The sequence below is a fragment of the Frigidibacter oleivorans genome, assembly GCF_003993775.1.
GTDB classification, from domain to species: Bacteria; Pseudomonadota; Alphaproteobacteria; order Rhodobacterales; family Rhodobacteraceae; genus Frigidibacter; species Frigidibacter oleivorans.
The window spans coordinates 1-22,078 of the sequence record NZ_RJRZ01000013.1 but is presented as its reverse complement, the minus strand read 5'-3'; the positions used below and the strand labels follow the sequence as shown (position 1 = coordinate 22,078).

The 22,078-nt window shown below is 67.8% G+C and carries 18 protein-coding genes; 10 read left to right on the top strand and 8 right to left on the bottom strand.

The genetic code is table 11. The features are described 5' to 3' along the window. Window positions 1-27 precede the first annotated feature (27 nt). Genes EEY80_RS14740 through EEY80_RS14715 form a run of 6 tightly spaced genes read right to left on the bottom strand, consistent with a single transcriptional unit; the run spans window position 28 to window position 6,438 of the window. Complete coding sequence (locus EEY80_RS14740; RefSeq protein ID WP_126977687.1) at window positions 28-1,518, bottom strand: oligosaccharide flippase family protein; 1,491 nt, start codon at window positions 1,516-1,518, stop codon at window positions 28-30. A 5-nt stretch (window positions 1,519-1,523) separates the two neighbouring features. Then, window positions 1,524-2,747 (bottom strand): polysaccharide pyruvyl transferase family protein, encoded by a 1,224-nt coding sequence (locus tag EEY80_RS14735; RefSeq protein ID WP_126977685.1) that lies wholly within the window; start codon window positions 2,745-2,747, stop codon window positions 1,524-1,526. Window positions 2,748-2,783: 36 nt separating this feature from the next. Continuing rightward, window positions 2,784-4,151, bottom strand: a complete 1,368-nt coding sequence (locus tag EEY80_RS14730) for a Coenzyme F420 hydrogenase/dehydrogenase, beta subunit C-terminal domain (protein WP_126977683.1) — start codon at window positions 4,149-4,151, stop codon at window positions 2,784-2,786. A 20-nt stretch (window positions 4,152-4,171) separates the two neighbouring features. After that, complete coding sequence (locus tag EEY80_RS14725; protein WP_164738270.1) at window positions 4,172-4,948, bottom strand: glycosyltransferase; 777 nt, start codon at window positions 4,946-4,948, stop codon at window positions 4,172-4,174. A 3-nt stretch (window positions 4,949-4,951) separates the two neighbouring features. Next, complete coding sequence (locus tag EEY80_RS14720; protein WP_126977679.1) at window positions 4,952-5,296, bottom strand: glycosyltransferase family protein; 345 nt, start codon at window positions 5,294-5,296, stop codon at window positions 4,952-4,954. After that, the gene (locus EEY80_RS14715; RefSeq protein WP_126977677.1) at window positions 5,293-6,438 is read right to left on the bottom strand and encodes a glycosyltransferase; all 1,146 of its coding nucleotides are present in this window, start codon (window positions 6,436-6,438) and stop codon (window positions 5,293-5,295) included. Before EEY80_RS14715 ends, EEY80_RS14720 begins: the two co-directional genes overlap by 4 nt. 888 nt (window positions 6,439-7,326) lie before the next feature. Between EEY80_RS14715 and EEY80_RS14710 the strand changes: the two genes are divergently transcribed. The 3 genes from EEY80_RS14710 (at window position 7,327) to EEY80_RS14700 (ending at window position 11,132) form a co-directional block, all read left to right on the top strand. After that, on the top strand, window positions 7,327-8,481 hold the full coding sequence (locus tag EEY80_RS14710) for a phosphoserine transaminase (RefSeq protein WP_126977675.1): 1,155 nt from the start codon (window positions 7,327-7,329) through the stop codon (window positions 8,479-8,481). Between the two features lie 112 nt (window positions 8,482-8,593). Then, the gene (serA, locus tag EEY80_RS14705; RefSeq protein ID WP_126977673.1) at window positions 8,594-10,189 is read left to right on the top strand and encodes a phosphoglycerate dehydrogenase; all 1,596 of its coding nucleotides are present in this window, start codon (window positions 8,594-8,596) and stop codon (window positions 10,187-10,189) included. Window positions 10,190-10,355: 166 nt separating this feature from the next. Further along, window positions 10,356-11,132 carry a metallophosphoesterase gene (locus EEY80_RS14700; RefSeq protein WP_126977671.1) on the top strand — a complete coding sequence of 259 codons (777 nt, stop codon included), beginning with the start codon at window positions 10,356-10,358 and terminating at the stop codon, window positions 11,130-11,132. On the opposite strand, the gene EEY80_RS14695 is transcribed toward EEY80_RS14700, so the two are convergent. Continuing rightward, on the bottom strand, window positions 11,098-11,985 hold the full coding sequence (locus EEY80_RS14695; protein WP_126977669.1) for an MBL fold metallo-hydrolase: 888 nt from the start codon (window positions 11,983-11,985) through the stop codon (window positions 11,098-11,100). The genes EEY80_RS14700 and EEY80_RS14695 overlap by 35 nt on opposite strands. A gap of 176 nt (window positions 11,986-12,161) precedes the next feature. Between EEY80_RS14695 and EEY80_RS14690 the strand changes: the two genes are divergently transcribed. The 7 genes from EEY80_RS14690 (at window position 12,162) to EEY80_RS14660 (ending at window position 20,875) form a co-directional block, all read left to right on the top strand. After that, a complete protein-coding gene (locus EEY80_RS14690; RefSeq protein WP_126977667.1) occupies window positions 12,162-13,145 on the top strand; it encodes a diacylglycerol/lipid kinase family protein in 984 nt (327 codons plus the stop codon). A gap of 4 nt (window positions 13,146-13,149) precedes the next feature. Then, window positions 13,150-13,968 carry a metallophosphoesterase family protein gene (locus EEY80_RS14685; RefSeq protein WP_126977665.1) on the top strand — a complete coding sequence of 273 codons (819 nt, stop codon included), beginning with the start codon at window positions 13,150-13,152 and terminating at the stop codon, window positions 13,966-13,968. Then, on the top strand, window positions 13,947-14,438 hold the full coding sequence (locus EEY80_RS14680; RefSeq protein ID WP_126977663.1) for a CreA family protein: 492 nt from the start codon (window positions 13,947-13,949) through the stop codon (window positions 14,436-14,438). The genes EEY80_RS14685 and EEY80_RS14680 overlap by 22 nt, the downstream gene beginning before the upstream one ends. Window positions 14,439-14,550: 112 nt before the next feature. Then, the gene (gene bktB, locus EEY80_RS14675) at window positions 14,551-15,738 is read left to right on the top strand and encodes a beta-ketothiolase BktB (RefSeq protein WP_126977661.1); all 1,188 of its coding nucleotides are present in this window, start codon (window positions 14,551-14,553) and stop codon (window positions 15,736-15,738) included. A gap of 204 nt (window positions 15,739-15,942) precedes the next feature. Beyond that, complete coding sequence (locus tag EEY80_RS14670) at window positions 15,943-17,178, top strand: aromatic ring-hydroxylating oxygenase subunit alpha (protein WP_126977659.1); 1,236 nt, start codon at window positions 15,943-15,945, stop codon at window positions 17,176-17,178. Window positions 17,179-17,257: 79 nt separating this feature from the next. Further along, window positions 17,258-18,322 (top strand): hybrid-cluster NAD(P)-dependent oxidoreductase, encoded by a 1,065-nt coding sequence (locus EEY80_RS14665; protein ID WP_126977657.1) that lies wholly within the window; start codon window positions 17,258-17,260, stop codon window positions 18,320-18,322. 117 nt (window positions 18,323-18,439) lie between these two features. Further along, entirely contained in the window at window positions 18,440-20,875 is a 2,436-nt protein-coding gene (locus EEY80_RS14660) for a heavy metal translocating P-type ATPase (protein ID WP_126977655.1), read from the top strand. A 34-nt stretch (window positions 20,876-20,909) separates the two neighbouring features. Here EEY80_RS14660 and EEY80_RS14655 read toward each other — a convergent pair. After that, the coding region (locus EEY80_RS14655; RefSeq protein WP_126977653.1) for an ABC transporter permease at window positions 20,910-22,078 on the bottom strand (1,169 nt) is incomplete at its 5' end.

Below are 22,078 nucleotides of genomic sequence, written 5' to 3'. Positions count from 1 at the left end.
GATCCGCACTTTATAAAGATAGCTGTTTCATGCGGGTTTCCGCGACCGGATCACTCCGGCCATCGCCCCGAGCAGTTCGCGATTGAACACCATGTTGGCGGCCACGAAAACCGCCAGTGCTCCGGCAGTTTCCAGCGCTGCCCGCCCCACAATTGCCCAAGTATCGGCATCTGCATAGCGGTCCGGCGCCAGCAGAAACAGCCCCCCCACCACTAGGAAGTAAGGCCCAAGGCAACGCAGCCAGAAGGCCCCGATCCGCCGCCAGCCAATTCCGATCCGGCGCACACCCATCGGAAAGGTTATCAGCCCCGTCGCCGCCCGTTGGACTGCCACGGCGATGGCGGCGCCATAAAGTCCACCCAGCCAGGCTCCGACGGCCGAACAGACCAGGATCAGCGCTCCGTCGAACACAAGCGTGCCCAGCCGCAGGCTCCATGCGCCCTGTGCCTCGAGGACGACACCGCCCATCGTCGCCGTCAGGCGCACCGGCTGGATTGCAGCAACCGACAGCACGACCACGATCGCGCCGTCCCACTTGCCGCCCCAGATCAGATGGACCATAACGGCGCCAAAACCGATCAGACAGATCGACAGCATGCACGCCATCAGCGTGATCGCCCCGCTCGACATCAGAACCTGTCTCTGCAACGCGGGAAGGTCGTTCTTGAGCTTGGAAAAGACCGGAAGCAGGGTTTGGTTGATGCCGCTGGCCAGCAAGATCGTCACGTTGGTGATTAGCATGAAGCCGAAGAAATAATACCCCACGTCCTGCGATTGCAGCATCTTGCCTAGAACCAGGTAATCGCCGTTCATGCCAAGCGCGAACAGGAAGGCCGAAATGATGATCCAGCGCAGTTGCCAGGCCATCGCACGGAACCGGGCGAATGACAGGCGGAAACCGATGTGGAATGGCGCCGCCGTGCGCGCGAGCATAGTCAGATGCAGTATCGCGCCAGCCAACAGCGCCAGCGCCATCGTGAAACCCGCAGTTCCGACGGCCGCCCCGATGATTAGCACTGCGTAGTAGGTCAGCGACCGGCGCATCTCTATCAGGTTCAACGTCCGGAACGCCAGTCGAGCGCTGAGCACCGCCATCAGGATCGTCGACATCGCGATCAGCGGCAGGCTAAGAGCTTGAACAAAGATGATGAGGAACAGGCCTGGCACGTCGTAGAGGCTCTGGAAGGCTGCCCCCGTCACGATCAGCAGCACAAAACCGATCAGGCCCATCCACAGCGCGAACGCAGAATACTCGGGCAACAGAGCGTCCAGACGCTCCTGCTGCTGGATCAGCGCCTTGGACACGCCAGAATTCTGGAAACCGCTTACAAAGATCATGGCCGTCGTGAGGAGTGCAAAGATCGCATAGGTCTCGACCGCCAGGAGATAGCCAAGGGCGATCTGACTGACAAAGGACAGCGCCTTGGAAAAGATCAGCGCCGCGGCGGTCCAGACCATGCCCCTGAAGGCAACGCGCCCGCTGCCTGCTGGCCGCTGCCCTTTTGGATCCTCTGCCATGCTCGCTATCGTCTCGACGCACTCAAGTCGACCGCCTCGGCCACTCGAGCGCGGGCGGACAAACTGTCGAGGTAGGCTTGCGTGTCTATGACCACTTTCCCGTCGGGGTCGGCCGCTGCCCAAGCGTCATGGGCCGCGATCAGCTGTTCCAGCCAGGCCGCATCGATCTCATCTGCGGGCACCGCGCCATAGCTTTGCGACACTACGCTGAACGGGCTCTCCGAGGCGAGCCAGTCAACCATCGTGCGCACCTTCCGGCTATAGCCCACAAAGCAGACTGCCTTGCCGAGGGTCAGCGAGTTCAGGCAGCCATGCATTCGGCCTCCGACGAACAGGTCAATCTCGCGCAGGGCGGCGGCCACGGTGGCGAAGGAGATCGGGCCCTCGAACCTCAGCACCTTTGCCTGGACGTCGGGCGACAGGGCCGAGTAGAGGCGCGCCAGCGCGTCGGGATCGCTGAGCGAGGGCAGGCCTTCGCTGGAGTAGACATGTGGCACAAGGGAGACTTCATAGCCCTTTCCGACCAGAGCTTCGACGACCTTCGCAAAGCGCTCAACAACCGGCGCGCCGAAGTCGCGGGTCAGGATGGGCGTGAAGTTGATCGCGATCCGTCGGATCGGCCTACGTTCGAAGGTCGTGATGGGGCGCAGGCAGAAACAAGGGTCGGGGTGTAGGGTCACGTTGTCGGAAACGCCGTGACTGCCCAGATACTCGACCGTGCCCGCGTCGCGCACGGCCAGCACCTTGAACCGCTTGAGGTGGTCGATCAGCTTCCTGCGGTCAGCCTCTGGCACGATCTCAAAGCGCTCCATGTTGGCGCCGAACATGATAGAAGGAATGCCGTGTCTGGTCGCAAAGTTCTCATAGCCCAGCCAGTCATGCGGAATGGAGTTGCCGAACATCGTGTAGATGTCGCCGCCAACCGAGCAGAACAGATCCGCTCGGCGAAACTCCGATGTGGCGAAACGGGGAACCCAGCGCGAGTCGAACAAGCCAGTCTTCTGAAGAAACCCGCGCAGATAGCGTTTCCAGCCCTGCATTGGCACGACCCTTACCCCCGCCACGTCCGCCAGCAAGGCCCTGTCCCTCTCGGGGTTGTAGCTGGAGACGACGAACTCCAGATCGTATTGCGGGAAAGTTCGGGCCAGGAACGCGACCGTGCCCCGGATGATGATCTCGCAGCCGACGTTCGACAGCTGCTGGTAGGAAAAGAGGACCGTCTTTTTCATGGTTAGAGCCTTGATTAGGTTGCGGGGCGCCGGCGCCTAGCGGCGGCGGCGGCGCGAGGAAATCTTCACGGTGAGGGTTTCAAGATCTCCGGCGAGCCGCAGGATGGCGTGCCAGAATGTCATTTCCCACACATAGGGACGCGGGCTACCCAACCGCTTGCTCAGGCGCAGGCTGGCAAAACTCCGGACGCGCACGACGCCCCTTATCCGATAGATCACCCGGCGCATAAACGTGAGATGGTCACGCCCCGGCTGCACCCGTTTTTGCGGACGCCAGCCGCCTCGGTGATCGGCTAGCCAGAGCCTGTAGGCTAGTGCATCCCGCCGGTCGCGAAACCCCGCACTCTGCGAGGCAATCGCGCGTTCGGGGGGAAGGTCATGCACGTCGAGCGCCCCCGAACTCTGACCGCTATGGATCAGGGCATCTGCCAAGTCGCTGCGCACAACGATGACGTTGGTGCCGCCCGGATCACCGTCGTATTCTTTAAGCCAAGCATCACCGAAGGATATATCCGCCGTCTCGCCCACCACATCGTCGCAGAAATTGCAGGCTTTCAGCCGGAAATATCCGCCGTCCCAACGTCGCCCCGCCATTTCGCCCATCGGTTTGACCAAGGTCGCGGCGTCCTTTGCGCGCTTCACCGAAAACCCGTATTGCTTGGCCGAATGCCCCGGCCGCTTGACCCGGAAGTCAACTGCAGCGATGTCATCAGGCGGCACACCGGCCTGCCAGGCGAGGCTTTCGGCGAAGCCCGGCGACTTCATGTGCCCGCAGATGATTGCGACCGTCAGCACCACCTGCTGTGCGATGTCGGGGTCCCGCGCCGCCAGGTTGCGCACCGCCTTCACGAAGCAGGGCACCCCGACAAAGGCGATCCTGAGCTTGGCATCGACGGCGCACCTCAGGGCAGTCTCGAAGCTGACCGAATAGTAGCGCGTCTTGGCCCCGGAGCGGATCTCATCCTCTGTCCGGGCTAGATCGAAATCGAACAGTGCCCCGCCCGCTGCGGGGTGCACATGCACGACGGCGTCGATCTTGTTTTGGCGCAGAGCTTCGACTAGGACCCACGTGGTGACGCCGCCCGAACTGCCACCCTGACGGAAATCCGTTTCAGCTGCATGGCCTGCCAGGGTTCGCCGGTAGCGGCCCAGATGTGCATCGGGCGTCACATCGCCCGGGAACAAGCGGCGCGCGTGGGCGTCTTCGTCCGGGGCGGCGTCCGAGAACGGGCAGACGCCCCCCGCAACGCCATCCAGCAGCGCGGGCTTACGGATCTGCGGCTGGCAGACACCGTCAAGGTCGCGCACCATGCTGATTGCCTCGGGGGCCGCGACCGCGCAGGCCCCGCAACCTACACAGAAACCACCAGCGATCACCGGGGCGATTTCATCCTTCAAGCTCATCGCCCCTACGCGTGCAACAGTCACGTCTCTGCGTTCCTTCTCATGAGATGCTCATCATAGCAGCGCCGCGCCGCCAGGCGCATGTCGGGCGCGGCCTCCGCCGGCATCGTCAGGAAGCGGCGCAGCATGTCCGAGGTGTCCTCGACCGTATCGGGCGCCACGAGGCCTGCCCCATCAGACTCGATTTCACGCCAGATGTTGACCTTGTTCGAAATGAGCACGGGCGTGCCGGCCGAAAGCGCTTCAGCCACAACGATCCCGAAGTTCTCTTGATGAGAGGGCAGAACGAAGGCACGAGCATTGGCACAGGCTGCCTGCTTCACATCACCGCCGATCATGCCCGGCCAGTGCACGCGGTTGCCGATGCCTAGGGTTTCGGCCTGCGCCTTCAATGCCGGAACCCACCCGGTCTGGTCTGGCCCCGCGATGACGAGGTCAATCCCCGGGTCGAGATCTGCCACGGTAGCAAAGACGGTGATAAGCTGGTCGTAAGCCTTCTTCGGGTGGATGCGTCCGACAAACAGTAGGTAGTCGCGGTCCTGAAGGACTGGGTGCGCTGCACGGAAGGCATCAAGGCCGGGCGCTGCTGATGTAGCCTGATCTGCGGCGCAGAACGCAACCACTCTTTCCCGATAGTCAGCGTGGCCGAAGAACGTCCCGCGGGCCAGGCGCTTCTCTTCCTTGCAGGTGAAAAGAACAGCATGAGCATTGGACAGCATCCTACCCTGCCAGAGCAGCCAGAACGCCTGTTTTGCCGCGTGCTTTACGGGCCTTTCGCTGCGGAAGTAGGGATCCATCATCTAGTGCGTGAAGACCAGCCAAGGCAGATTATGGCGTTTCATCGCCCCGAAGGCGCCGGCGCACGCATGGTGCCACAAGCCGTGCACAACGGCAGCGTCAAAACCGGGGACCAGTTTCTCTACACCTCGGCCAAAAGCTGGCGTGACCTTCGTGCGGCCGAAGCCCGGGCCGAAGGCATGGACCGGAAAATGAAATGCTTCGACATGCGGGGCGCCGGAGGAATCTAAGGTCGCAAACTCCGATTGATGTCCGACACGGGCATGCTCCTCTGCCATGATGCGCGCATATTCGGTCGGACCGCCCCATTCGGCGCTGACAGAGGGTATGATGTGAAGGATCTTCATGGCGCCAGCTCTCTCGCTGCTTCTGCGAACTTAGCCACATCGCCGCCCTCGGCGCTCTGTGCGGCCGCTGTTGCCATCGACGTCCAGGTCTGCTCGTCATCCGACATGCGGCTCATGCACCAGGCGAGGCCGGCGGGGTTGTCGGGCTCGATCACGAAGCCGTTCACACCTATTCGCACTAAAAGATCGCGCGCGCCACAGCTGTCGGACAAGATGACCGGCAGCCCCATGGCCTGAGCTTCGATCACCACATTCCCGAACTGTTCTTCTACGCTCGGCAGCAGCAGCGCCAGCGTCGAGCCGAGTATCTTGGCGACATCGGCTGTCTGCACAAAGCCGTGGAATGTCACATGGGTGTCTATGCCCAAGGACTGCGCCAAGGCTCGCAGCTCTGCTTCCAATGACCCGGAGCCACACAGATGCAGGGGCCGGGGACTCACGGCGGACGCCCGATATTGCGCGTAAGCGCGCAGGGCCATCGCGAGGTTCTTCTTGGGCACCAGGCGCGCCACGATGGTGAAGTGACGTTCCGCGAAGGGCAGGCCGCCTAGTGCGGGTGCAGTGTTCGAAAGCGCCCGGATCCGCGCGAGTGAGACGGTGTTGTGTTCGCCGACGACAGGCCTCTTCCCCAGCCCAAGGAAGCGGAAATAGCCCACCGATCGGATCCCGGAACCGATCGCGCCATGATAGGGTCTTAGGTAAAGTGACTTCGTCCATTCGCGCCAGACCTTGCGGGGCAAGTCGTCGAACTTGGAGCATCCCATGGTGAACACTCGGTGGCCGCGCAGCCGAAGATACCAGGCCGCCAGCAACATCTCAGGCCGTTCGTAATGGCACATGAACCAATCAGAATTGGGATGTCGTGCCCGGAAGCGTGCGATTTCGCGGAGATGTTTCAGGACGCCCAGCCGTTTCGCCGCCTGCGGAAAAAGAGTGGTCTTGTCGAAACTGGCCCGAGCCTCACTGTCCCATGCATAGACCTCGGAGCGAGACAACAATTCCAACCCTGCGACGTGCGCCTTGGGCCCGTAGAGCCTAGCGACAGCGTCGCAACGGTCAGCATGCATGGGTCCAAAAATCTTCCAAAGGAAAACCAGCGAACGCTTCGACACGCGGTCTGAATGCGGGACAGCCCGGGTCATCGCGGCGCGCCTTTCCGCGCAAGCCAATCCCGATAGGGCATCGCCATCCGCCCCGCGAGCAGCCGCGCGCGGTTCGACCCCAAACCACTCCGGAGTGGTTCGTCGTGTTCGGTGGCATCCTCGTGCCCGGCTTCAGCAACCATCCCGGTCGGCCCCGTCCTGCACAAAGCAACGCCGGCGAGCTCTGGGTCAGAGTCGTTGCCGACAATCATCTGGCGCAAGGCGCTGTCTCCATCTGGAAGGGCAGGGACGGTGGTCCTGAAACTGCCTTGGCCATACGCCCGCTCTGGTCATGCGAAGACAGGCTTCGCGGTTTGCTTCTCTTGGCTTGCACTGCACCAGCCCCTTACATCCCCCGGCGGCTCCGGCGACGGGCCCCGCTTGAGGGGCCAACAGGGCTGACAACTACTGACTACGCGTCCAATCACGGCAACTGCACTGACTACGCGTCGAATCTCGGCAACAGGTGGCCTTTGCAGGGCTTACGGCGCAACAGTGTCAGTCTTGCGACTGTGTCTGTCGTATGGGGCGCTTTCATCAAGCGCAACCCCCGCGTGCAGCGAGAACCCCCTCCATCATCGGCCGGCATGCTGCATGTGCAGAAAACCGCCGGTCCGCGGAGAATTTAGGCTGGCAGCTGCAGGCGCCATCGACGCCTCTCGGGGAGCTTGGATCCAGGGTTCTCCTCTCGTTGGCCCGAACGAGCCCAGAACATCTTGTGCGGATTTTGTGCGAATTAGCCTCCTAAGTTCTCGCAAAGTTCTGCCTTCGCCCGCACACGCCTGCAGGCAACCGCTTTTGCCCCTTGCTTTATTTCACGGGCTTTCGTATCTCCGGCGGCGGGACACCCTTCCCCAACGAAGGGCGGTTATCTGGAAGGATACCAGCATGGCACTGAACGCCCCGGTCGCGCGCCCGGCAAACCCGCGCTTTTCTTCGGGCCCCTGCGCGAAGATCCCCGGTTACTCCCTCGACATGCTCGCTGACGCGCCGCTCGGACGGTCGCATCGCGCCGCCATCGGCAAGGCGAAGCTGAAAGAGGCGATCGACCTCACCCGCGAAATTCTGGGCGTGCCGGCGGAGTACCGCATCGGCATCGTCCCCGCCTCCGACACCGGCGCGGTGGAGATGGCGATGTGGTCGCTGCTCGGCGCCCGCCCGGTCGAGATGCTGGCCTGGGAAAGCTTCGGCGAGGGCTGGGTCACCGATGTCGTCAAGCAGCTGAAGCTGGATGCGACGGTCCGCAAGGCCCCCTATGGCGAGATCGTGGATTTCGCCGAGGTCGATTTCGACCGCGACGTGGTCTTCACCTGGAACGGCACCACCTCGGGCGTGCGCGTGCCGAACGGCGACGCGATCCCCGCCGCCCGCGCCGGCCTGACGATCTGCGACGCGACCAGCGCCGCCTTCGCGATGGACCTGCCCTGGGACAAGCTCGATGTCACCACCTTCTCCTGGCAGAAGGTGCTGGGCGGCGAGGGCGGGCATGGCGTGCTGATCCTCAGCCCCCGCGCGGTGGAGCGGCTGGAAACCTACAGCCCCGCCTGGCCGCTGCCGAAGATCTTCCGCATGACCAAGGGCGGCAAGCTGATCGAGGGCATCTTCACCGGCGAGACGATCAACACGCCGTCGATGCTGTGTGTCGAGGATTACCTCGTGTCGCTGAAATGGGCGCAGTCGCTTGGTGGCCTGCCCGCGCTGATCGCGCGGAGCGAGGCGAATGCCGCGGCCATCGCCGGCTACATCGCCGACAAGGACTGGATCGCGAACCTCGCCGTCGATCCCGCCACCGCCTCCTGCACCTCGGTCTGCCTGAAGTTCACCGACCCGCGCATCGCGGATGGCGCGGCCTTCGCCAAGGCCGTGGCCAAGCGGCTGGAGAAAGAGGGCGTGGCACTGGATGCGGGCGCCTATCGCGATGCGCCCCCCGGCCTGCGCATCTGGTGCGGCGCGACGGTGGAAACCGCCGATGTCGCCGCGCTGATGCCGTGGATCGAATGGGCCTTCGCGGCCGAGATCGAGGCGCAGGCGAAAGCCGCCTGATCCCTCGGGAGGTCCGGGAGGGCGCAGGCCCACCCGCCCTTCCGGACGCCGGATACCCGACCGGGCGGATCGCGCCCGGCCCTTCCCCATCCTCATTTTCCAGGAGCCCGACATGGCCCCCCGCGTTCTCGTTTCCGACGAACTTTCCGAAACCGCCGTCCAGATCTTCCGCGACCGCGGCGTCGAGGTCGACTACATGCCGAAGCTCGGCAAGGACAAGGAAAAGCTGGCCGAGATCATCCATCAGTATGACGGCCTCGCCATCCGCTCCGCCACCAAGGTGACCGCCGCCCTGCTGGAAAAGGCCACAAACCTGAAGGTCATCGGCCGCGCCGGCATCGGCGTCGACAATGTCGACATCCCGGCCGCGTCGAAGAAGGGCGTGATCGTCATGAACACGCCCTTCGGCAACTCGATCACCACTGCCGAACATGCCATCGCGATGATGTTCGCTGTCGCCCGGCAACTGCCCGAAGCCTCTGCCTCGACCCATTCCGGGAAATGGGAGAAGTCGAAGTTCATGGGGGTCGAGCTGTTCAACAAGACCTTGGGCGTGATCGGCGCGGGCAATATCGGCGGCATCGTCTGCGACCGCGCGCTTGGCCTGCACATGAAGGTCGTGGCCTATGACCCCTTCCTGTCGGAAGAGCGGGCCAAGACCATGGGCGTGCAGAAGGTCGAACTGGACGAGCTGCTGGCGCGGGCCGATTTCATCACCCTGCATGTGCCGCTGACCGACAAGACCCGCAACATCCTGTCGGCCGAGAACCTTGCCAAGACGAAGAAGGGCGTGCGGATCGTCAACTGCGCCCGTGGCGGGCTGGTGGACGAAAAGGCGCTGGCCGAGGCGCTGGCCTCGGGCCATGTGGCCGGCGCGGCCTTCGACGTGTTCGAGGTGGAACCCGCGACCGACAGCCCGCTGTTCAACCTGCCGAACGTGGTGGTGACGCCGCATCTGGGAGCCTCGACCACCGAGGCGCAGGAAAACGTCGCGCTGCAGGTGGCCGAACAGATGTCGGACTACCTGCTGACCGGCGCGGTGCAGAACGCGCTGAACATGCCCTCGGTCACCGCCGAAGAGGCCGCGGTGATGGGGCCGTGGGTGAAGCTCGCGGGCCATCTGGGCGCCTTCGTCGGCCAGATGACCGACGAGCCGATCAAGGCGATCAACATCCTCTATGACGGTGCCGTGGCCGAGATGAACCTCGCCGCGCTGAACGCTGCCGCCATCGCCGGCATCATGAAGGCCACCAACCCCGACACCAACATGGTCTCGGCCCCGGTGATCGCCCGGGAACGCGGCATCCAGATCTCGACCACCCGGCAGGAAAAGTCGGGCGTGTTCGACGCCTATATCAAGCTGACGATGGTGACGGACAGCCGCGAACGGTCCATCGCCGGCACCGTCTTCTCGGACGGCAAGCCGCGCTTCATCCAGGTCAAGGGCATCAACATTGACGCCGAGGTCGGCAGCCACATGCTCTACACCACCAACCGCGACGTGCCGGGCATCATCGGCGCGCTCGGCGGCACCCTGGGCAAGCACGGGGTGAACATCGCCAACTTCACCCTCGGCCGGTCGGATACCGGCGGCGATGCCATCGCCATCCTCTATCTGGACGAACCGCTGCCCGAGGCGGTGCGTCTGGACCTGGAGGCGACGGGCCTGTTCCAGCAGGTGCGCCCGCTGCAGTTCGAGGCGGCCTGATCCAGCAGGGGCCCATCGGGGCCCGATCGGCGGCGGACCGCGGGCGCGGAACGCCGCCCTTCGACGAAGCGTTACAGTCGCGCTATAGGACGCGACGAAGCCCTGCGGTCCCCTCGGCCCGCAGGGCTCTGTCTTGAACCTTCCCCCTTCCCGACGCGGAGACGAGATGCGGACCTATGCCATCGGCGACATCCACGGCCAGCATGACGCGCTTCTGGCCGCCCATGCCCTGATCGAGGCGGATCGCGCCGCGACCGGCGATGCCGAGGCGGTGGTGGTGCATGTGGGCGACCTGGTGGATCGCGGTCCCGACAGCCGCGGCGTGATCGAGCATCTGATGCAGGGGCAGGCCCGCGGCGAACCCTGGGTGGTGCTGAAGGGCAATCACGACCGGATGTTCACGACCTTCATGGACGATCCGCAGGCGCGCGATCCCGGTCTGCGGGCGGATCTCAGCTATCTGCACCCCAATATCGGCGGCGGGATGACGCTCGCCTCTTACGGGCTGCACGCGCCCGCCGACCGGCCCGTGGCCCCCGTCCATGCCGAGGCGCGCGCCGCCGTGCCCCGTGCCCATGTCGATTTCCTGCGCGCCCTGCCCGCCTGGCACCTGCGGGGCGAGGCGCTGTTCGTCCATGCCGGCATCCGCCCCGGCGTCGGCATGCCCTACCAGACGGAAACCGATCTGGTCTGGATCCGCCGCGACTTTCTCGACGATACGCGCGATCACGGCGCGCTGGTGGTGCACGGCCATACCGCGCTGGAGGCGCCGCAGCATTACCGCAACCGGCTGAACATCGACGGCGGCGCGGGCTATGGCCGGCCGCTGGTGGCGGTGGTGATCGAGGGGCGCGACGCCTTCCGCCTGACCGGGGCCGGGCGGCAGGCCCTGCTGCCCGCCGCCCCGCTCAGCGCCCCGTTCGGTGCGGCGCGAAGCGGTTGACCGGGAAGACCAGCCGCGAACGGCCGTCCGGCCCGGCCGGCGGCAGGCGCCCGCCCCGCAGGTTGACCTGCAGCGCCGCGATCATCCGTTCGGGCAGCGGCAGGGTCGCGTCCCGCGCCTCGCGCCGCGCGACGAAATCGGCGCGGGCGGTGCCCTCCTTCACATGCGCGTTCGCGGCCCGATGCGCGGCCACCGTCGCCATCGGCTCGGGGTCGGCGTCCTTAGCCGGATAGTCATGCCCGACATAGAGCCGCGTCTCGGGCGGCAGGGCGAGGATCTCCTGGATCGAATCCCACAGCTGCCCCGCATCGCCGCCAGGGAAATCCGCCCGGCTGGTGCCGCTGGCGGGCTTCATCAGCGTGTCGTGGACGAAGGCCGCATCGCCGGCGACATAGCTGACCGAGGCGAGCGTATGGCCGGGCGAGAACAGCACCCGCACCGGCACCTCGCCCACCATGAACCTGTCGCCCGCCGCGAACAGCCGGTCCCAGACCTCGGGGCCCGGCGTCTCGTCCTCGGTCCAGCCATAGATCTCCTGCCACAGCCTCTGGATACGCGGCACCTGATCGCCGATGGCGCGCGGCACGCCGCCGAAGCGTTCGGACAGGATCGGCGCGGCGCTGAAATGGTCGGCATGGGGATGGGTGTCGAGGATCCAGTCCAGCGTGATCCCGCTGTCGCGGACATAGGCCTCGATCTCGTCGGCGCTGTCGGTCCAGACGGCGACGGCCCGGGGATCGTAGTTCCAGACCGGGTCCACCACCGCGCCCCGCAGCGTCGCCGGGCAGTGGAAGACATATTGCAGGCTGCCCGTGGCCCGGTCGAAGAAGCTCCGCACGATCGGGTTTCTCATATTCCATCTCCTGAATTCCACGGCGTCCCCTGCAGATCGCCTGTTTTCCCGCGGCCATCAACCCGCGATTTGCCTGCGCCCCCGGTCGCCCGCCGCCGACGCCGCGCTGCGGAACCCGGCCGGGGGGCCGGCGTTGGCCATGGCATCCCGTGCGCCCCGACAAGGAGAGTCCCTGCATGCAAGGCCCCGTCTGCATCATCGCCAATGCCGGATCGGGCAAGAAGAAGGCCGCGCGGATGCATGCGCTGCTCGACCCGCTGATCGAGCGGATCGGCGGCACGCCCGAGGTGCGGCTGGTGCATGAAGGCCACCGCATCGCGGCCGAGGCGCGCGCCGCCCGGGACGAGGGCCGCTTCGCCACCATCATCGCGGCAGGCGGCGACGGCACCGTCTGCGCCGTGGCGGCGGAACTGCTGGACAGCGACATCGCCATGGGCGTGCTGCCGATGGGCACGTTCAATTATTTCTCGCGCAGCCTCGGCTTTCCGCAGACGCCGGAGGACTCGCTCGTCGCCCTGACCGAGGCGGTGCCGCGCCGCATCTCGGTCGGCGAGGTGAACGGCAGGCTGTTCCTGAACAATGCGAGCCTCGGGCTCTATGCGGAAATCCTGCAGAACCGGGAAAGCGTCTATGGCCGCTTCGGCAGGTCGCGGATGGCGGCCTACTGGTCGGTGCTGACCACCATCGCCAGCTTTCGCCGGCCCTCGTCGATGCGGGTCACCATCGACGGGCAGGCGCGGCGGCTGCGCACGCCGATGGTTTTCGTCGCGGCCAATGGCTACCAGCTCGACCAGTTCGGACTGCCGGGGGCCGACTGTCTGGAACAAGGCGACTTCGCGGTGTTCCTCGCCCCGGACTGTTCGCGCTGGCAGCTGATCCGGTTCGCGATCCGGCTGGCGATGCGCGCGGCCCGGCCCGAGCGCGACTTCGAGCTGCTGTGCGGGCGCGACATCGTGATCGAGACGCGCCGCCCCCGCCGCACCATCGCCCGCGACGGCGAACGCGACCGCATGGCCCAGCCCTTCCGCTTTCGCATGCGGGAACAGGCGCTGACCGTGCTGGCGCCGGATCAGGGGGCGGGGGAATCGGCCAGCGCCGCCAATCGCGTCGGCGGCGCTGTGCCGGCCGAACCGGCTGTCCCTTCGGCCGGCGCGGCCTGAGCCGATGCCCAGACTGCTGCACCTGTCCGACCTGCATTTCGGCCGCACCCGCCCGGAACTGCTGAAGCCGCTGCTGGATCATGTGGCGGCGCTGCAGCCCGACGCCATCGCGCTGTCCGGCGACCTGACGCAGCGCGCCCGCGAATGGCAGTTCGAAGAGGCGCAGGCGCTGTTGTCCAGCATCGACTGCCCGGTGCTGTGCGTGCCCGGCAACCACGACATCCCGCTCGACCGGCCGCTGTCGCGCTTCCTGCGGCCCTTCGCCATGTACCGGTCCGAGATCTCGCGCGATCTGGAACCGATGCTCGACCTGCCGGGGCTGCGGATGATCGGCATCAATACCGCCGATCCGAAGGCCTGGGAACGCGGGCGGGTCCGGCGCGGCAGCCTGGCCCGCGCCACCGAGCGGCTGCGCACCGCGCCCGACGGCGTGCTGCGCGTCGTGGTGATGCACCACCCGCTGGTCCACCCGCCGGGATCGAAGAAGGAACCGATGCCCAACGGGCGCGAGGCGGCCCGGGCGCTGGACGAGGCGGGCGCCGATCTGGTGCTGTCGGGGCACCTGCACACCTGGGGCGCGGCGGCCGACATCCTGCGCGAGGGCGGGCGGACCATGCTGCTGGTTGCCGCGGGCACCGGCCTCTCGACCCGCTTGCGCGGCGAGGAGAACGACTTCAACCTGATCGAGACGCTGGACGGCACCGGCGCCCGCGGGATTCGGGTGACGCGCTATTTCGCGACGCTCGACGGGCTGGGCTTCGCCGCCGGCACCAGCGCCGATTTCGTCGAAGGAGAGACCGGATGGCGACCCGCCCCGCGCTGACCCTTGCCCTGCTCGCCGGCCTTTGCGGCACGGCCCTGCCCTCCGCCGCCTCCGCCGAAGAGATCGGCCGCGTCGGCGTGGACTGGACCGGCAACGACATCGTGCTGGAGGCGCTGGCCGATCCGAAGGTCTCGGGCGTCACCTGCCACGTCGCCTATTTCGAACGCGGCATGATCGACCGGCTGAGCCAGGGCAACTGGTTCGAGGACCCGTCGAATTCATCCATCGCCTGCCGCCAGACCGGTCCGATCCGGCTGGGCGACATCGACCGCTCGCCCGAGGGCGAAGAGGTCTTCCGCACCAGCCGGTCGCTGATCTTCAAGTCGCTGCGCGTGCGCCGCGTCTATGACGCCGAGAACGAGGTGCTGATCTACCTCGCCCATTCCGCGCAGATCGCGGAAGGGTCGGCGAAGATGTCGATCTCTACCGTGCCGCTGTGGCAGACGGGCGCCGCCGACCCGGCGCCCTGATCCGCCGCGCACGCGCCCCGCACGTCCCGTGACACAGCGTCAGGGACGCGTCGGCGACTGGCCAGCGCCGGGATGCGCGGCTAGGCTGCGCCCGCACCCGAGGGAGGTTTCCATGACTGCCAAGACCGACGAGATCGTGATCCTGTCCGCCGCCCGCACCCCGATCGGCACCTTCGGCGGCAGCCTCGCCGCGTTGCCGCCGACCCGGCTGGCCACCATCGCCGCCAAGGCCGCCCTGGACCGCGCCGGGATCGCGGGCGACCGCATCGGCGCCACCGTCTTCGGCCATGTCATCAACACCGAGCCGCGCGACATGTACCTGGCGCGGGTCGCCGCCATCGACGCCGGCATCCCCGACACCGTCCCCGCGATGAACGTCAACCGGCTGTGCGGATCGGGCGCGCAGGCCATCGTCTCGGCCGCGCAGGTGCTGATGCTGGGCGAGGCCGATTTCGCGCTGGCAGGCGGGGCCGAATGCATGAGCCGGTCGCCCCATATCCTGCCCTCGGCCCGGTTCGGGCAGAAGATGGGCGACGTGAAGGCGCTCGACATGATGACCGGGGCGCTGACCTGCCCCTTCGGCACCGGGCACATGGGCGTGACGGCCGAGAACGTCGCGGCGGAACGGGGCATCGACCGCGCCGCGCAGGATGCCTTCGCGCTGGAAAGCCAGACCCGCGCCGCCCGCGCCATCGCCGAGGGCCGCTTCCGCGACCAGATCGTCCCGGTCGAGATCGAGACGCGCAAGGGCATTGTGACCTTCGACACCGACGAACATCCCAAGGCCACCAGCGCCGAGGCGCTGGCCGGGCTGAAGCCGGTCTTCCAGAAGGACGGCACCGTGACCGCCGGCAACGCGAGCGGCATCAACGACGGCGCCGCGGCGCTGGTGCTGGCCCGCGCCGGCGCGGCCGAGGCGGCGGGGCTGACCCCGCGCGCCCGCATCCTGGGTCATGCGGTGGCGGGCGTGCCGCCGCGGATCATGGGCGTGGGTCCAATCCCGGCGGTGCGGCTCTTGTGCGAACGGACGGGGCTTACCCCCGACGCCTTCGACGTGGTCGAATCGAACGAGGCCTTCGCCGCGCAGGCGCTGGCGGTGTCGGCGGCGCTGAACCTCGATCCGGCGAAGGTGAACCCGAACGGCGGGGCCATCGCTCTCGGCCATCCGGTGGGCGCGACCGGCGCGATCCTCGCGGTGAAGGCGCTGGCGGAACTGGACCGCACCGGCGGACGGCTCGGCCTGATCACCATGTGCATCGGCGGCGGGCAGGGAATCGCCATCGCCATCGAACGGCTCTGACCGCGGCGCAGGCCGGTCAGGGAGGGGGGCCGGCACCGTCCGGCCCCGGACGGCGCGGCCCGCGTGACGGGTTCGTGACCGCCGTGGCATGGGCATATCGGGATCGTTTCACCGAATGTCGCTTTTTGCCAAATGGCGGCGCCGGCTTTGGCGCATGATCGCCGTCACGCCTTTCCCTCACCGCGTATTGCCAGAGGACCATCCATGCGCGACGCCGACGCCATCCAGCTGCTGCTCAGCCGCAAGCACAACCACGCGCTGCCCCAGCCCTTCTACACCGATCCCGGCCTGTTCGAGATCGACCTTCAGCAGGTCTGGTACAAGGAGTGGCTCTTCGCGCTGCCCGCCTGCGAGATCCCGAAGACCGGCAACTACGTCACCATGCAGGTCGGCGCCTATCCGGTGGTGGTGGTCCGCGGCGCCGACAAGAAGATCCGCGCCTTCCACAACACCTGCCGCCATCGCGGCCAGCGCATCTGTTCCAAGGTCAAGGGTTCGGCGCCCAAGCTGGTCTGCCCCTATCACCAGTGGACCTACGAACTCGACGGCAAGCTCCTGTGGGCCAAGGACATGGGCCCCGATTTCGACGCCTCGAAGTTCAGCCTGAAGGAAGTCCACTGCCGCGAGGCGGGCGGGATGGTCTTCGTCTGCCTCGCCGACATCGCGCCCGCTTTCGACATGCTGGCCGAGAAGATGCAGGCCTATATTGGCCCGCACCGGCTGGAGGATACCAAGGTCGCCTTCGAATCGACCATCGTCGAGAAGGGCAACTGGAAGCTGGTGATCGAGAACAACCGCGAATGCTATCACTGCGGCGGCTCGCATCCCTCGCTGTGCCGCACCTATTCCGACAGCCCCACCATGACCGCGATGGACGGCCCCGACAGCGCCGCGCCCGAGATCATGGACCACTGGGCGCGCTGCGAAGACTCGGGCCTGCCCTCGCGCTTTACCAACAAGCCCGACTTCCAGTGGCGGCTGGCGCGGATTCCGCTGCTGAACAACGCCGAAAGCTTCACCATGAACACGAAGGCCGCCGTGTCGAAGCGGATGGGCGACGTGCCGTTCAACGATGCCGGGTCGCTGCTGTTCTACCACTACCCGAACAGCTGGAACCACTTCCTCGCCGATCACGCCATCGTCTTCCGGGTGCTGCCGATCAGCCCGCAGGAAACGCTGGTGACGACCAAATGGCTGGTCCACAAGGACGCGGTCGAGGGCGTGGACTACGACCTGCAGAAGCTGACCGAGGTCTGGATCGCCACCAATGACGAGGATCGTCAGGTGGTCGAGGAAAACCAGTACGGCATCAACTCGCCCGCCTACGAACCCGGCCCCTATTCCACCGTGGTCGAGGAAGGCGTGATCCAGTTCGTCGACTGGTATTGCGGCACGATGATGCAGCGCCTGACCGGGCGCGGCGTGATGGCCGCCGAGTGATCCCGCCGCCGGCCCGCAAGGGCCGGCCACGATGCAGACCCGGCGAAATACCCGGCGAAGACCGAGGCCCGAACCCGACATGGCAGGCACTTTCCGCCCCGCGCAGCCCTGGCGCGACAGCGAGCCTCTGGAACTGACGATGGTGATCCCCGAGGCGCCGGATGTGGCAAGCTTCTGCTTCCGCGCGCCCTCGGGGGCCTATTTCGACCATGTGCCCGGCCAGTTCCTGACGCTGGAACTGCCGGTGCCGGGCGGCACCGTCCACCGCACCTACACCATTTCCTCCAGCCCCTCGCGGCCCCTGTCGCTGACCATCACCGTCAAGGCGCAGGAGGGCTCCGTCGGGACGCGCTGGATGCTGGACCGGCTGAAGCCCGGGATGCGGATCAAGGCCTTCGGCCCGGGCGGCGACTTCACCCTGCCCGATGAGAAGCCGCGCCGCTATCTGATGATCTCGGCCGGGTCGGGCATCACGCCGATGATGGCGATGACCACCTGGATCTGGGATTCGGGCCACCAGCCCGACATCTGCTTCATCCATGCCGCCCGCCGGCCGCAGGACCTGATCTTCCGCCAGCGGCTGGAACACATGGCCAGCCGGACGCCCGGGCTGAAGCTGCACTGGGTGGTGAAGGACGACGACGACTACCGCACCTGGACCGGCTATCGCGGCCGGTTCAATGCGCTGATGCTGGGCCTGATGGCGCCGGACTATCTGGAACGCGAGGTGTTCTGCTGCGGCCCCGAAAGTTTCATGACCTCGGTGCGCGAGATGCTGGCGAGCCTTGGCTATGACATGGCCAACTACCACCAGGAAAGTTTCCACGCGCCTGTGGAAGAGGCCACCGACGTGCCCGAGGATGTGGTGCCCTCGGACGACCGGATGGCCGAGGTGGAATTCTCCTCCTCGGGCGTCACCGCCACCTGCCGCGAGACCGACACGATCCTGACCGTGGCGCGGGCCTCGGGGCTGAACATCCCCTCGGGCTGCACCTTCGGCGTCTGCGGCACCTGCAAGGTGATGAAGGCCGAGGGCGAGGTGGTGATGGTGCATTCCGGCGGCATCTCGGAAGAGGATGTCGAGGAAGGCTATATCCTCGCCTGCTGCTCGCGGCCCATCGGGCGGGTGGTGGTCGAGGTCTAGGCGGGGCCACCTGCGGCGATGCGGCGCAAGGCCCGCGGCGCCTGCCATTTCAACCATGCTTGAAATATCTCCGCCGCAGGCCTAGCTTCCGGGCAAACGAGCCGGAGGCCCTTTGCCATGTCCCAGACCCTGACGCTTGCCGTTGACGGCATGCATTGCGCCTCTTGCGTGGGGCGGGTGGAACGGGCGCTGGCGACGGTGCCCGGCGTGGACGCGGCGGCGGTGAACCTGATGTCGGCCACGGCGCGGGTGGAGTATGACGCCCCCGCCGATGCCCGGGCCCTGGCGCAGGCCCTCGGCGCGGCGGGCTATCCGGCGCAGACGGCCGAGGCGCGGCTGACGGTCGAGGGGATGCATTGCGCCTCCTGCACCGGCCGGGTCGAACGCGCGCTGGCGGCGGTGCCGGGCGTGGTCGAGGCCGGGGTGAACCTCGCCACCCGCAGCGCGACCATCCGCTATCTGACCGGCGCCACCTCACCCGGCGAACTGGCGGCGGCGGTCACGGCGGCGGGCTATGCGGCCGCCCCGCCCGGGGCGAACAGCGCGCCCGAACCGATGGCCGACCGGCAGGCGCGCGAGGCGGCGGGCCTGCGGCGGCGGGTGATCCTGTCGGCGGCGCTGACCCTGCCGGTGGTGGTGCTGGCAATGGGCGGCCACATGCTGCCCGCCTTCCACAACTGGATCATGGCGACGATCGGGATGCAGGCCAGCTGGCTGATCCAGATGGTGCTGACGGCGGCGGTGCTGGCCGGGCCGGGACGGATGTTCCTGTCCATCGGCCTGCCGGCGCTGGCCCGCGGCGCGCCCGAGATGAACAGCCTCGTGGCCCTGGGCAGCCTCGCGGCCTTCGGCTATTCGGCCGTCGCCACCCTTGCCCCCGCCCTGCTGCCCCCCACCGCCCGCGCCGTTTATTTCGAGGCGGCGGCCACCATCGTGACGCTGATCCTCGTCGGCCGCTGGCTGGAGGCGCGCGCCAAGGGGCAGGCGGGCGCGGCGATCCGGCGGCTGATGAGCCTGGCCCCCGACACCGCCCGCGTCGCGCGCGGCGACAGGGTGATCGAGGTCGCGGTGGCAGATCTGGTTCCCGGCGATATCCTGCATGTCGCGCCCGGCGAGCGGGTGCCGACGGACGGGGTGGTGACCGAGGGCGAAAGCCATATCGACGAGGCGATGCTGACGGGCGAGCCCGCGCCGGTGCGCAAGCGGCCGGGCGATGCCGTCACCGGCGGCACCGTCAACGGCACCGCCGCGCTGTCGGTGCGGGTGACGGCGGTGGGAGCGGACACGGTCCTGTCGCGGATCGTGCGGCTGGTCGAGGATGCGCAGGGGGTGAAGCTGCCGGTGCAGGCGCTGGTGGACCGGGTCACCCGGGTCTTCGTGCCGGTGGTGATGGCGCTGGCGGCGCTCGCCTTCGCGCTGTGGCTGGCCATCGGGCCGGACCCGCGGCTGACCCATGCGCTGGTCGCCGGCATCTCCGTCCTGATCATCGCCTGCCCCTGCGCGATGGGCCTGGCCACGCCCGTGTCGATCCTCGTCGGCACCGGGCGGGGCGCGGAGCTGGGGGTGCTGTTCCGGCGCGGCGATGCGCTGCAGCGGCTGGCGGGGGTGCGGACCGTGGCCTTCGACAAGACCGGGACGCTGACCGAAGGCCGCCCCGCGCTGACCGCGATCCATGTCGCCGCGGGGCTGGAGGCCGATGCCCTGCTGGCCGAGGTTGCGGCGGCCGAGGCGCGGTCGGAACACCCGCTCGCCCATGCGCTGGCTGCGGCGGCCGAGGCGCGGGGGCTGGCCCTGCCCCGGGCGGCAGAGGTGCAGGCCCTGCCCGGCCGCGGCCTGACGGCGCGGGTGGGGGACCACGCGCTGCGGATCGGCAATGCCCGGATGATGGAAGAGGCGGGGATCGACTGGCAGCTGCCCGGCGCCCCCGCGCCCGAGGCGCTGGCGGCAGAGGCGCAGACCCCGATCCTCGTCGCCCGCGACGGCCGGCCCGCCGCCATCCTCGCCGTGGCCGACCCGCTGAAGCCCGGCACGCCGCCGGCGGTCGCGGCGCTGCGCGCCATGGGCCTGCAGGTGGCGATGATCTCGGGCGATGCGCCGGCCACGGCCCGGGCGGTGGCGGCGCGGGCGGGGATCGACCGGGTGACGGCGGGGGTGCTGCCGGAAGGCAAGCTCGACGCGATCCGCGCCCTGCCGGGGCCGGTGGCCTTCGTCGGCGACGGCATCAACGATGCCCCGGCGCTGGCCGCGGCCGAGGTGGGGCTGGCGATGGGCGGCGGCACCGACGTCGCCATCGACAGCGCCGAGGTGGTGCTGGCCTCGGGCGACCCCGGCGCGGTGGCAACGGCGATCACGCTCAGCCGCGCGACGATGCGCAACATCCGCCAGAACCTGTTCTGGGCCTTCGCCTATAACGTGGTGCTGATCCCGGTCGCGGCGGGCGTGCTGTACCCGGTGAACGGGATGCTGCTGTCGCCGATGCTGGCGGCCGGGGCGATGGCCTTTTCCTCGGTCTTCGTGGTGACCAACGCGCTGCGGCTGCGGCGCGCGGGGTGACGGAGGGCGACGGAGGGTGACGGGGGGCGCGGCGTCAGTCCCGCGCCCGCAGCACCTGCGCCGGCCGTGCCGCCAGCGGCCGCACCGCGAAGGCCAGCCCCGCCAGCAGCGTCAGCACCGCGCCGCCCAGGACGATGGCAAAGGCGCTGGCCGGCTCGAAGGCATAGCCCGCCTCCATGACGAAGGTCATCACCGCCCATCCGGCGAGCCCGCCGAACAGCACGGCCACCGCGCCCGCCGCCGCGCCCATGATCGCCGCCCTGAGCGCGAAGGATCCGAGGATGCGCCCCCGCCCCGCGCCCAGCACCTTCAGCAGCGCCGCCTCGTAGACGCGCGCCCGCTCGCCCGCCGCCGCCGCGCCGATCAGCACTGCAAAGCCGGTGACGAGCGTACCCGCCGCCGCGACGGAGGTGGCCTGCGCGATGGCGGCCAGCGCCTCGGCCACCCGGTCGATGGCGTCACGGACCCGGATCGCGGTGATGTTGGGATAGGCGGTGGCGATATCGCGCAGGATCGCGCCCTCGGCCTGCGGCTCGGCATGGACGGTGGCGATATGCGTATGCGGCGCCCCGGCCAGCGCCCCCGGGTTCAGCGCGATGACGAAGCCGATGCCGGCGGTGGAGAAATCGACGGTGCGGAAGCTCGTCACCTCGGCCTCGATGTCGCGGCCGAGGATGTTGACGGTGATCCGGTCGCCGAGCTGCAACCCGATCTCCGCCGCCTCCTCGGCGGAAAAGCTGGCCTGCGGCGGGCCGTCATAGCCCTCGGGCCACCAGGCCCCCGCGGTGATGGTGGTGTTCTCGGGCGGCGCGGCGGAATAGGTGACGCCGCGGTCGCCGTTCAGCACCCAGTGATCGCCCGCGACCGCCCGCGCCTCTGCACCGTTGATCCGGGTGATGATGCCGCGCAGCATCGGCGCGGTCTGCACCCCGGTCACGGCCGGGTCGCCCTCCAGCCGGTCGCGGAACCCCGGCAGCTGGTCGTTCTGGATGTCGACGAAGAAATAGCTGGGCGCCACCTCGGGCAGGTCGCGGTCGATGGCGGCGCGCAGGTTGGCGTCGATCTGCCCCACCGCCGCCAGCACCGACAGGCCCAGCCCCAGCGACAGGATCACCGGCCCCGCCTCGCCCCGCGGCCCGCCGATGGCGGCCAGCGCCAGCCGCAGGCCGGGCCGCCCGCGCAGCGCCCGCGCCCGGCCGGCCC